The organism is Denitrobacterium detoxificans, from assembly GCF_001643775.1.
In the GTDB taxonomy this organism is placed as follows: domain Bacteria; phylum Actinomycetota; class Coriobacteriia; order Coriobacteriales; family Eggerthellaceae; genus Denitrobacterium; species Denitrobacterium detoxificans.
Genome location: NZ_CP011402.1, coordinates 2,145,540 through 2,158,145, shown reverse-complemented (window position 1 = coordinate 2,158,145; position 12,606 = coordinate 2,145,540). Strand labels below are relative to the sequence as shown.

General features: G+C 59.8%; 10 protein-coding genes. All 10 read left to right on the top strand.

What is annotated here, in order from left to right:
- Positions 1-32 precede the first annotated feature (32 nt).
- Positions 33-1,484, top strand: a complete 1,452-nt coding sequence (locus tag AAY81_RS08760) for a basic amino acid/polyamine antiporter (protein WP_066664090.1) — start codon at positions 33-35, stop codon at positions 1,482-1,484.
- Positions 1,485-1,564: 80 nt separating this feature from the next.
- Positions 1,565-2,683 (top strand): aminotransferase, encoded by a 1,119-nt coding sequence (locus AAY81_RS08755; protein WP_066664089.1) that lies wholly within the window; start codon positions 1,565-1,567, stop codon positions 2,681-2,683.
- Between the two features lie 177 nt (positions 2,684-2,860).
- Positions 2,861-4,291, top strand: a complete 1,431-nt coding sequence (locus AAY81_RS08750; protein WP_066664087.1) for a Sapep family Mn(2+)-dependent dipeptidase — start codon at positions 2,861-2,863, stop codon at positions 4,289-4,291.
- Between the two features lie 29 nt (positions 4,292-4,320).
- Positions 4,321-4,716, top strand: coding sequence for a molybdopterin biosynthesis protein (locus AAY81_RS08745; RefSeq protein ID WP_066664086.1), 396 nt, complete (start codon positions 4,321-4,323; stop codon positions 4,714-4,716).
- A 73-nt stretch (positions 4,717-4,789) separates the two neighbouring features.
- A complete protein-coding gene (locus AAY81_RS08740) occupies positions 4,790-5,239 on the top strand; it encodes a 23S rRNA (pseudouridine(1915)-N(3))-methyltransferase RlmH (RefSeq protein WP_066664084.1) in 450 nt (149 codons plus the stop codon).
- A gap of 108 nt (positions 5,240-5,347) precedes the next feature.
- Complete coding sequence (locus AAY81_RS08735) at positions 5,348-7,003, top strand: LCP family protein (protein WP_240480575.1); 1,656 nt, start codon at positions 5,348-5,350, stop codon at positions 7,001-7,003.
- A 146-nt stretch (positions 7,004-7,149) separates the two neighbouring features.
- Positions 7,150-8,508, top strand: a complete 1,359-nt coding sequence (lysA, locus tag AAY81_RS08730) for a diaminopimelate decarboxylase (RefSeq protein WP_066664082.1) — start codon at positions 7,150-7,152, stop codon at positions 8,506-8,508.
- Positions 8,509-8,548: 40 nt separating this feature from the next.
- A complete protein-coding gene (locus tag AAY81_RS08725; protein ID WP_066664079.1) occupies positions 8,549-9,838 on the top strand; it encodes a homoserine dehydrogenase in 1,290 nt (429 codons plus the stop codon).
- A 230-nt stretch (positions 9,839-10,068) separates the two neighbouring features.
- Positions 10,069-11,145 (top strand): zinc-ribbon domain-containing protein, encoded by a 1,077-nt coding sequence (locus AAY81_RS10565; protein WP_066664076.1) that lies wholly within the window; start codon positions 10,069-10,071, stop codon positions 11,143-11,145.
- Positions 11,146-11,322: 177 nt separating this feature from the next.
- Positions 11,323-12,555, top strand: coding sequence for a glycosyltransferase family 4 protein (locus AAY81_RS08715; RefSeq protein ID WP_066665183.1), 1,233 nt, complete (start codon positions 11,323-11,325; stop codon positions 12,553-12,555).
- Positions 12,556-12,606 lie beyond the last annotated feature (51 nt).

The following is a 12,606-nucleotide window of genomic DNA, read 5'->3' as shown; positions in this document are numbered from 1 at the left end:
GGCGGGTCTGCATATGTAAAGGAGGATTTCTCATGGGAGAAAAAATCAAGGGTGTAGGCCTCTTTGGCCTCATCGGACTCGTGGTGAGCTCCTGCATCGGTTCTGGCGTCTACGCCCTGACCGGTCAGCTCGCCGGCGCCGCTGCTCCGGGTAGCGCGCTCATCGGCTGGGTCTTTGCAGGCGCAGGCTTCCTGTTCCTGGCTCTGTCCCTGGCCAACCTGGGTGCCAAGAAGCCCGAAATCGACGGCCTCTATCAGTACGCCACGGAAGGCTTCGGCCCCTTTGCCGGCTTCATTTCCGGCTGGGGTTACTGGCTGTCCGCATGGCTGGGTAACATCGGCTTCGCCACGATGGTGGTGCAGGTTCTGGGAAGCCTCTTCCCGGGGACCTTCGATGCTACGCTCACCGATCCCGCTGGCATCCTGAGCATCGTGATCGTGTCCATCTTCCTGTGGGCCATCACGTTCCTGGTTATCAACGGCGTGGAGAGCGCTGCGTTCCTGAACGCCATCGTCATGGTGGTCAAGGTCGTGTCCATCCTGCTGTTCATCCTGTTCTGCCTCTTCGCCTTCAACGCTGGCGTGTTCACCGCCGACTTCTGGGGCGAGCTTGAGCGCAACGCGGCCGTTATGGCCCTGAGCGAGGGCGAGGTTGAACTGGGCGGCATTACCAACCAGATCATCAACTGCATCATCGCCATGATGTGGGTATTCATCGGCATCGAGGGCGCTACGGTTATGTCCAAGCGTGCCGAGCGCAAGTCCGACGTGGGCAAGGCCACCATCATCGGTCTGATCGTCCTGCTGGTGCTCTACATTGGCGCTTCCGTGCTTCCCTATGGCGTTATGCCCTACGAGGAGCTCATCGCTGCCGAAAGCCCCGCAACCATCACCGTGTTCGAGTACCTGGCTCCCGGTTGGGGCGGTACGTTCATCTCCATCGCCATCATCATCAGCGTTCTGGGTTCTTGGCTGTCCTTCACCATGCTCCCCGCTGAGACCTCTTCGGGCATGAGCGACGACCACCTGCTGCCGGCTTCCTGGAACAAGGTGAACAAGAAGAACGCTCCTCAGATGGCCCTCCTCATCGTTGGCCTCTGCACGCAGGTCTTCCTGATCGTCGCCTTCGCTGCTGCCGACGCTTACACGTTCGCCATTAGCATGTGCACCGTTACCATCATGATCTCCTGGGCTCTGGCTGCTGCCTACCAGGTGAAGCTGGGCAAGGAAACGGGCGACACCAAGAACATGGTCTTCGGCTTCATCGCCGTTGCGTTCCAGATCCTCTGCATGGTTCTCGCCGGTTGGCAGTTCCTGCTGCTGGCCTGCCTGGGCTACATCCCCGGCTTCTTCTTCTACGCCAAGGCGCGTAAGGAAGCTGGCAAGGAATTCACCCAGGGCGAGAAGATCGGCGCTGTTATCATCAGCATCGTGGGTATCATCAGCATTCCGCTTACGGCCATTGGCTTCATTCCCGTGTTCTAATTAGAACTTTCATAGGGGGTTGGGAAAAGGGAAGGCGACTTGCGCGGGTTGCCTTCCCTTCCGCTATATAAGGAGGACGTATGCACATTAAGACAATCGGTGTTGAAGAGTACCTGAATATCTGGGAGCACGATGCCACGTGGGATATCGCCCAGTCCACTATCGCAAGCCTTACGATGGCGGAAATCCTCGAGCTCGATGGCAAGCAGGGCGAAACGTTCTACGAGCAGCTGAATCGCGAGAAGATGAATTATGGCTGGATCGAAGGGTCTGCCGATTTCAAGCAGGAAGTCGCAAAGCTCTATCGCAATGTGGACCCCGATAACGTCCTTCAGATGAATGGCGGTACGGGCGCCAACTTGAATGCGATTATGGCTCTGGTGGAACCTGGCGACCATGTGGTTGCCGAGTATCCTACCTATCAGCCCCTGTACGATTTGCCCGCAGCGCTTGGCGCCGAAGTGGAGCATTGGCAGATTCACGAAGAGGATGGCTGGCAGCCGCGCCTCGACGAGTTGAAGAAGCTCGTGCGCCCTGACACGAAGCTCATTTGCGTGAACAACGCGAGCAACCCCCTGGGTACCCTCATCACCACCGACGTGATGGAGGAAATCGTCGAAATCGCTCGCAGCGTTGGAGCGTGGGTGCTGTGCGACGAAGTGTTCTTCCCGCTGGAGGATGCCGATACGTGCACGAGCATCGTCGACCTGTACGACAAGGGCGTATGCACCAACAGCGTGAGCAAGGACTATAGCGTTCCGGCAGCGCGTTGCGGCTGGACGGTAAGCAACAAGGAGCTTGCCGATAGGATGCGCGTGCTACGCGACTACACGATGATCTGCAGTGGCGTGTTCAACGATGCACTCGCCACGTACGTATTGCGCAATCGCGAGGCAATCGTGGAGCGCAACCTGTCCATCATTAGGAAGAATCGCGCCATTACGCAGGAGTGGATTGATTCCGAACCGCGCGTGAGCTGGGTACCGCCGAAGGGCGTGTCCGTAAGCTACATCAGGCTCGATATTCCCGAGGACGATGAGAAGTTCTGTCTCGATCTATTGCGCGACGAAGGCGTTCTTCTGGTTCCGGGCAGCAGGTTCGACCTGCCGCGCGGTGCTCGCTTGGGGTATTGCGCTCCCGAGGCTACGCTGCGCGAGGGCTTGAAGCGCCTGAGTGGCTACTTGCGCAAGTTCGACTAGCCGGCGCCAAGACGCGCACCTGCACAATCGCTTTTCGGCCGTCCCGCTGCGCGGGACGGCTTTTTATTTCCCCTAGGATCTCCTTCTCTTTTGTGGCGTTTGCTCAAGGGTTTCGCGTCATGCAGGGATTTCGTTTTTGGTAGCGCGAATATAATGGGCGAAAAGAAAGGAGCACGGATGGTTTCGGAAGAATTCGAACGTGAGCTCGATGCGTATCTCGATGAGCACTGGGATGACATGGTGGAAGACCTTGCGTCGCTCGTACGCGTGCGCAGCGTGGAAGATATGGAACAGGCGGCTAGCGGCGCACCGTATGGTCCTGGGCCTGCCCAGGGGTTGGAAGCGGCGCTTGCCCTTACCGAGCGACTGGGTTTTCGCTCGCAGAATCTGGAAGGGTACATTGGCACGGCCGACATTCCGGGCGAAAGCGACCGTCAGATTGGCGTGATTTGCCATTCCGACGTGGTGCCCGAGGGCGACGGCTGGCATTACCCTCCGTTCGACGTGACGCGCAAGGCTGGCTACCTCATCGGTCGCGGCACGGTGGACGACAAGGGGCCGCTCGTGGTGGCATTACATGCGGCGAAGTTTCTGCGCGAGCGCGGCACGGCGTTCCCGTATACTCTGCGCTTCCTGGTGGGCGCGAATGAGGAAACCGGCATGCGCGACCTTGAGTACTACCTTGCTCGCTACCAGGAACCCATGGTGACCATTTCCCCCGACGAGGACTTTCCGCTGTGCTTTGGCGAGAAGGGGCATGTGAGGGGCTATTTCGAAAGCGCGCCCATCGAGGATGGCGTCGTTCGCTCCCTGCAGGGCGGCCTTGCCTATAACGCCGTTGCTGGCGCGGCAACGGCCGTTCTGGATGCCGACCCGTCGCTTTTCCAGGCCACGGAGCGCGTATCGGTTGAGCCCACGGAAGAAGGCGGAACGCGTTTGGTTGCACGCGGCGTGCAGGTGCATGCTGCGTTCCCCGAAGGTGGCGTGAATGCCATTCACGAGCTCGCGAAGGTCGTGCTTGCTTCGAATGCGTGCACGGAAGCCGAGCGTTCGTGGTTCGAGTTTATGGATGCCTTGTTGGGCGTAACCGATGGTTCGGGCATTGGCCTTGCCTGCTCCGACGACATGTTCGGCGCGCTTACCTGCGTGGGTGGCATGACCCGTATGGCCGAAGGCAAGCTTGGGCAAACCGTCGACATACGTTGCCCTGCAGCTATCAGCGAAGACGAGGTCGTGGCTGCGCTCGAGCGCGCTGCCAAGCGCGCGGGTGCTACCTGGCATACCACGAAGATTTCGCCGCGCTTCTTCCAGGACCCGAATGGTACGTTCGTGCGTACGCTCGTTTCCGCATACCGCGATATCACGGGCGACATGCAAGAGCCCTACACGGTGGGCGGTCGTACGTATGCCAGCCACTTCACGCATGCCGTGGCGTTCGGCGCGGGCGTGCATGGCGCGCAGCATCCCAGCTGGGTCGGCCCCATGCATGGCGCCGACGAGGGTGCGTCGGAAGCGAATCTGAAGCAGGCCTTTAAAGTGTATGCACTGGCGATAGAGCGCCTTATGCAGGTCGATTGGGTTGCCGAATACCCCGACCTTGCCCGATAATCGTGCGAAACGCAACGAAAGGAACGAATATGTCTCAGGAACCCTCTCTCGATGCATGGCTTGCCGAGGCCAAGCAGGACCCGCAGGCCAGCCAGTGCGGTATGTACCTTTTCCATAACGGCGTGGTGCGCGCTACGCCCAAGGCGCAGGTGCGCGGTGGGGAAGAGGGCCTTCCCGCTGTGGAGCGCGTCGATTTCTCGTACAACGCCGAAGGCGTGCAGGAGGCCATCGCGAAGACGCTCGAGCGCGAGGGCATCTACTATGCCCGCGTGTGGCTGGCGGAAGGCTCCGTGCCCGTTGGCGGCTCGCTTATGTACGTGCTCATCGGTGGCGACATTCGTCCTCGCGTCATCGACGCTCTTACGTTCTTGGTGGGCACCATCAAGAACGAGCTCGTGGTGGAAGCGGAAGCATACGTGGAATAGCAATTGCGGGTGCTGTCGCCAGGGGCCCTGCGGGGCCTAGGCGGCAGCACCCTCTATTTGCGGGAGGTTGAGCATGCAGAAGGTAACTATCGTGGCTACGGGCAAGCTGAAGGAGCGTTTCTGGAAGGATGCCTGCGCGGAGTACCTGAAGCGCTTGGGCGCATATGCTCAGGTGGAGGTGAAGGAGATTCCCGACAGCACGCGCGAGCGGGAAGAGCCCCTGCAGCTTTCTGCCTTGCAGGCGGCAAAGGGCGCTCACATTATCCTGCTCGACATCCGCGGGAAGGAGACGTCGAGCGAGGGCCTTGCCGGCAAGTTGGAACAGCTTGCCGTTCAGGGCGACTCGCACGTGGTGTTCGTGATTGGCGGCAGTGATGGCGTGGGCTCGGCGGTGCGCCAGATGGCCAACGAACGCATGAGCTTCGGCCCCATTACCATGCCGCATAACCTTGCGCGCGTGGTGCTGCTCGAGCAGATTTACCGTGCGTACAAGATCATTCGCCACGAGCCATACCATAAGTAGTGGTGGACGCGCAGGGGCGGCGGATTGCCTGCAACCGTGCGCCCCCGCAGTTCTGTTCTTAACGAAAAGATGCTTGCAAGGTGCCTGTTTCGTCCGCACAATGAAGGTATGGAGCAACATCGCAGCAGACATTCAGCACGCCCCTCTCATGCGGCCCATGGTGCCGCTTCTTCTCATGATGCCCGGGGCTACAGCCGGTCCAACGCCGAATCGTATCGCCAGCGTGCCGCGCGCGCTCGTTTGGAAGAGCGCATGGCCAATGGTGCGCAGGAACCCGAGGCGGAATCTCGCCGTTCGACTCGCGTAGGCCACGCGCAGGAATCGACCCATTCCCATGCTCGTACGCGTGGCGCCCGTTCGCGCGATGCCGCCGAAACGCCGCGTACCGTAGACGCCCGGTATTCTCGTCGCGGGAACACGCGCTATGCCGACCAGGTGAACCCCAAGCATCGCAGGAATCGCATTATCAAGCGCGTGGCCATTGCGCTTGCCGCGCTTCTTACCTGCGTGGGTGCTGCCGCCGCGATATACATTGGCGTTATCAACGGTAATCTTTCCGCGGGGCTCGATAGCGGCCTGAATAACGTGCTCGTGCAGACCAACCTTACCAAGGAACCCTTCTACATGGTGCTCCTGGGTACCGACGAATCCATTCAGCGCGAAACCGACAGCACGACGGATGGCACGTATCGAACGGATACCATCATCTTGGCGCGCATCGACCCAGTGAACAAGAAGGTCACACTTATTTCAATGCCGCGCGATAGCTACGTGAGCATGGGCTCGTATGGCGAGCATAAGCTGAATGCCGCCTATGCCTACGGTGGCGCCGAACTGGCCGTTTCCACCATCTCCGACCTGGCCGACGTGGACATTTCCCACTTCGCGCTTGTTGACATGGATGGCGTGGTTGAAATCGTCGATGCCCTGGGTGGCATCGAGGTCGACGTGCCCATGGAAATCGATGACGACATGGCGGGCGGCCACTTGGACGCCGGCTTGCAGACGCTCAACGGCGAGCAGGCGCTCATCCTGGCGCGCAGCCGTCATGCCTACGATGAGTACGGCAATGGCGACGAGTATCGCTCTGCCAACCAGCGCCTGGTTATCTCGGCTATTGCGAAGAAACTGCTCGCGTCCGACCCTGCCACCATTGCCAGTACGGTCACGGCGCTTTCCGAGTGCGTGCAGACCGATCTTTCCGTTTCCGATATCGTGGGGCTTGCCCAGGTTATGCGGGGCCTCGACGCTTCCACCGATATTTACAGCGCCACTATGCCCACCACGTCGGCTTACGTCGACGGACTGTGGATCGAGCAGGTGAACACGAGCGAGTGGAAGACCATGATGAGTCGCGTGGACCAGGGCCTTTCGCCTACGGAATCCTCCGAGATAGATAGCGCAACGGGTATCGTACTGTCGTCGGCGGGGGATGGTGCCGCCGAAGAGGCCTCTGCGGCGGCGGAGTCGAAGGATGGCTCCATCGTCGTAAGGAACGGTTCGGGCTATACGGGGTTGGGAACGGAAGTGGCCAATACGCTTACGAGCGCGGGCTATACGGTTTCCAGCACGGGCAATGCCGATAACTTCGACTACAAGAACACGGTCGTTCTCTACAACGATTCGTCGCGCGCCTCCCAGGCAAAAGCCATTGCCGAAACCATTGGACATAGCGCATCCGCGCAAAAGAACGATGGTTCGTACAGCATTTCAGGCGACTTCCTGGTTATCGTGGGGTCGACGTACGTAAACACTACCTCGTAGATTCGGGCCTCTGCTATATACTCCGTCTCCGTGGCACTTTCGTGTGGTAAAGTGCCACGTTTCTTTTTCTGGGTGTGCACTTGTTACAATGCAGTGCAAAACAACTGCTTCGTACGCGCGCACGCGCGGGCGGAAGGGAGGTCTACATGTCGTTGCCAGCACCCAAGGCGGACGCGAAAGCCGATAACCGTACCACCGTCGAACTGGGATCGGTGCTTCCGCGCACCGCCACCGTGAAGGACGGTCATCTCTACGTCGGCGGTGTCGACATGGTGGAGCTGGCTCGCGAGCAGGGTACGGCCCTGTACGTGTACGACGAGGAAGACCTGCGTTCTCGCATTCGCGAGTACGTCGAGGCATTTTCCGCGGCGTATCCCAATTCGGAAGTTATCTACGCAAGCAAGGCATTCCTGAATCGCGCCATGGCGAAGCTGGTTGCCGAAGAGGGCGCGAACATTGACGTTTCCGGTGGTGGCGAGCTTGCCATTGCCCAGGCTGCGGGCTTCCCCATGGAGCGCGTGTTCGTGCATGGCAACAACAAGACGCCCCAGGAACTGGAAGAGGCCATTTCCGCGGGCGTGGGCTGCATCGTGCTCGATAGCCGCATCGAGCTGGATCGCGTGAACGAGATCGCCGCTCGCTTGGGCAAGGTGCAGGACGTCTACATGCGCATCACCCCTGGCGTGGAAGCCGATACGCACGAATACATTCGCACGGGCATGGAAGACAGCAAGTTTGGCTTCACCATGCGCGAGGACTTCGCGTTCAATTGCGTGGGCGACGTGCTTGCGGCCGAAAACGTGCATCTGCGCGGCCTGCACATGCATATTGGCTCGCAGATCTTCAAGCTGCAGCCCTTTGGCGAGGCCATTGCGGTGGGCGTGGAGCTCATTGCCCGCATCAAGGAGCGCTATGGCTTCGAAATCGACGATCTTGATATCGGCGGCGGCGTGGGCATCGCCTACATGGCCACCGACGCTCCGGCAACCATTCGCGAATTTGCGCAGATTACCGCAGACGCCCTGCATGAGCAGTGCGCGAAGTTCGGCGTGAAGGAGCCGCGCGTCCTTACCGAACCCGGTCGCAGCATTGCCGCTTCCGCTGGCATCACGCTGTACACGGTGGGCATTCTGAAGACGCTGCCCGGCATTCGCAAGTACGTGGCGATCGACGGCGGCATGAGCGACAACGTGCGTACTGCCCTGTACCACGCCGATTACGAGGCCGTTATCGCGAACAAGGCCGACCAGCCGCGCACCGAGATCGTCACGCTGTGCGGCAAGCATTGCGAGAGCGGCGACGCCGTGGTGCTCGATGGTTCGCTGCAGACGCCCGAGCTGGGCGATATCGTGGCCGTGTTCGGCACGGGTGCGTACTGCCGCAGCATGAGCAGCAACTACAATGGCCAGCCTCGTCCGGGCGTGGTCTTCGTGAAAGATGGCCAGGCGCGCTTGGTTACGCGTCGCGAAACGTACGCCGACCTTCTGGCTTGCGACATCGATTAACATATACAGGTACGCGTAGCACTGCGGGAAAGGAATTGGCATGACGGTGAAACTTGGTCTGGTAGGCACGGGTACGGTCGGCGGCGGCTGCCTGGATATCCTGTCTGCCCATCGTGACGATTTCAAGCGTCTGAACGGCATCGACGTCGAGCTGGTGCGCGTGTGCTCGCGCAATTCCGAAACCGCTGCTGCCCATGGCGTGGAAGATCTGTTCACGACCGATTTCAACGACGTCATCAACGATCCGGAAGTCGATATCGTCATCGAGCTTATTGGCGGCACCACCGCTGCCTACGACCTGGTTATGGGTGTGCTGCGTGCGGGCAAGAACGTAGTTACCGCCAACAAGGCGCTCATGGCCACCCATGGCAGCGAAATCCTCGAGCTTGCGCGCGAAAAGGGCCTGGAGGTTGCGTTCGAGGCGAGCGTTGGTGGCGGCATCCCCATCATTGGCCCCCTTACGCACGGCCTGCATGCCAATGGCGTTTCCAGCGTGCTGGGCATCGTGAATGGCACCACGAACTACATGCTCACGCGCATGAGCGAAACGGGCGCCACGTACGATGATGCGCTTGCCGAGGCGCAGGAGAAGGGCTTCGCCGAGGCCGATCCCACGGCCGACGTCGACGGGTTCGACGCTGCGGCGAAGATTGCCATCCTTTCCACTATTGCGTTCAATACGCCCGTGAACTTGGACGATGTGTATACCGAGGGCATTCGAAACATCATGCCCACCGACCTTGCCGCTGCCAAGGAAATGGGTTACTGCGTGAAGCTGCTGGCCATTGGCAATCGCACCGACGCTGGCATCGACGTGCGCGTGCACCCCACCATGGTGCCGCTGTCGCATCCGCTGGCCACGGTAAACGGCGTCTTCAACGCCATCTACGTCGTGGGCGACGCCGTGGGGGAGACGATGTTCTTCGGCGAAGGTGCGGGCGCGGGCGCTGCGGCTAGCGCCGTTATGGGTGACGTGCTGGAAGTGGCGCGCCACGTGCAGCAGGGCTGCACCAACCAGGTCATTCCCGGCAACGACGGGCTTTCCCTGGTGCCCATGGAAGAGCTCACCACGCGCTATTACATTCGCTTCGTGGTGGAAGACCGTCGCGGCGTGCTCGCGTCCACGGCGCGCGTGTTCTCCGACCACGATGTGAGCGTGTACTCGGTTATCCAGCGTGGCAGCAACGAGAACGTTTCCGGCGTCGACTTGGTGTACATCACGCATACCGCGCAGGAGCGCGATATTCGAGCGGCGATCCAGGATATTCGCGCGCTCGACGGCGTGCTTGTGAGCGGTCAGGAACCTACGGTCATTCGCGTGCAGAAGTAATCGCGTACTCTCTGTGCTTGCTCGGGCGTCGTCGAAAGGCGGCGCCCTTTTTCGTGCCGTGACCTTTTGCTATGTACGTAGTGGGAGTAATATCGTTCCCAGCGGGAACTATTGTTCATAGATTAATGTAACCTAATGGTTCGCGTGTTTACTCGTACGGCTAGTGTGGTAGTATTGAGCCGTTTCGTCTATGGGGAGGGCAGGTGCCGTCCCTCGAAAGGGGTATGAATATGATTTGTCCGAAATGCGGTGCTTCACAGCTGGAAGGAACGAAGTTCTGCACTTCGTGCGGCAGTGAACTCTCTGGTGCTGACGCCGCCCAGCCTACCGTGGCGCAGCCTGCTGCTCCCGCTCAGCCTGCCGTGGCCCCCACTCAGCCTGTTGCGGCTCCTACGCAGCCCGTGACCGGCACGGTTCCTCCCGCGGGCTACACGCAGCCTGGCACCGCTCCTGCTTCCCAGCCTTCCAATGGCAAGGTAACGGGTGCGTTCGTCCGCGGTATCCTGTCCATCATCTTCGCGCTTTTCATGCCCATCGTGGGCCTCATCCTGGGCATCGTGGCGATCGCCATCGGTTCCAGCGCCTATCGCGAGACGCAGGAGTCCCGCGCCAAGACGGGCAAGACCTGCGGTATCGTTGGTCTGGTCATTTCTGTCCTGTGGATCGTAATCGCTATCATCTTCTCGGCTACCATCTTCTCGGCTACCATCTTGGCTATGGTCTCTTCTGCCGATCCCAGCCTGCTCAATAGCAACGGTGGCTCCAGCATCAATACGCCCGCAACGCCTTCGACGCCGTCTTCCGACGACGAGGCTGCTGCCATGGCTTCCGTGCAGAGCTATCTGGATACCAACCTGACGTTCTCCGACAGCGAGATTTCCACCTTGGCTAGCGAAATCGATAGCTCCTTCAGCTCCAGCACGGGCTTCGGCCTTTCCCAGATTGGCGTTGACCCCAATCAGTTTGCCAAGTGGCTCGTGGGCGACCTGAGCGGCACCGCCACGAGCGCTACGGTTGAGGACGGCGAAGGTACCGTTACGTGCAGCATCACCACGCGTGACTTCGATTACTTCATGACCGACTTCCAGACGTCCGTCAATAACCTCGACTACTCTTCGTTCTCCGATATGGACAGCGCGTATCAGGCCATTGGCGCTCTCATGCTGCAGTCCATGGACAGCACGCCCGTGGTTACCCGCACGCTCGACATCGACGTTGAAAACAACCTGGGCGATTGGGATATCGAGTATCCCGCTCTCACCGCAAGCGATCTTTCCGATCTCATTTACGGTGGTATGAACCTGTAGTTTCTCGCTTCGCATAGTCAAGCTTGCCTGGGTCGTCCGCGTATGCGGGCGGCCCTTTTGCGTATTCGCGACTTGTTGCCTTTGTGCCGTAACGTAGGCGTAACGCGGCCTCTAATTCGGGCATGTTAGAATCGGTTCACTATTGAATCGAGCCGCCGAAGGGAGAGGTACATGGTAATGGAACGAGTCAATCGCAAGATTGCGCTGGTTACCATGGATGTGCGTCTGCCCGGCGAAACGCAAGGCCTCGACCGCACGGCGTTCATCGCCGGCATGCTTGCAGATGCGGGTTACGAGGTCGATCTTATTACCAGCTCGTTCCAGCACTGGGATAAGGCTCAGCGCAATACGGCCGACCCTGCGTACCAAACGCATGGGTATCGCGTCGTCTTTATCGATGCGCCCAATTATTCCAAGAACGTAACGCCCAGCCGCGTGCGCAATCATACGATCGTCTCGCGTCGTCTGGCCGAATACTTCAAGCGCCACAACGACTATGGCCTGGTTCTGGCAAAGGTTCCGCCGAACGATATGGCCCTGGTGTGCGCAAAATACGCTGAAGAAGCGGGCATTCCCTTCGTGGTTGACGTGAACGACCTGTGGCCCGAAGCCATGCGCATGGTGTTCGACGTGCCCTTGCTCAGCCCGCTCTTGTTCCGCGGATTCAAGCGCGATGCCGAAGCAGTCTACGCGCGCACCACCGCCGCCATCGGTACTTCGGAAGAGTACGCGCTGCGTCCCAGCAAGTATATGAATCACGTCATTCCGCACATCACCGTGTATGTGGGCAACGATGTGTCTGCCTTCGATGCCGAGGCTGCCGCACATGCATCCTTGGTGCGTAAGCCCGAAGACGAGTTCTGGGTTACCTACGCGGGCACCATTGGCACTAGCTACGACATTCGCACCATGGTGCTTGCTGCCGATCATTTGAAGCGCTGCGGGCATGCCGACGTGCGCATGGTCATTCTGGGCGACGGCCCGCTTGCCCCCGAACTGCGCCAACTTGCCGCGCAACTTGGCTGCAACTGCACGTTTTTGGGGTATCGCCCCCATGAGGAGATGGCTGCGTACCTGCAGGCCTCCGACGTGCTGGTGAACTCCTTCGTGAAGAAGGCCCCGCAGAGCATCGTTTCGAAGATTGGCGATTATCTGGCTGCGGGCAAGCCCATGATCAATACGCTGGCGAACGAGGAGTTTACGCGCAAGGTCACTAACGACGGCTTTGGCGTGAATATTGCTTCGGAAGACCCCGATGCTCTGGCTGCCGCCATTCTCGAGCTGCAAGAACGTCCTCAGGTGCGTGCCCGTATGGGCGCTGCTGCCCGCCGCATTGCCGAAGAGCAGTTCGATCGCCCGGTTGCCTACCAGCGTATTGTCAAGCTCGTCGACAATCTGCTTTCCGAATAGCACCCCTCCTGCTTGTTGCGCCGCCTACGGGCGGCGTTTTTCATGCCCGGA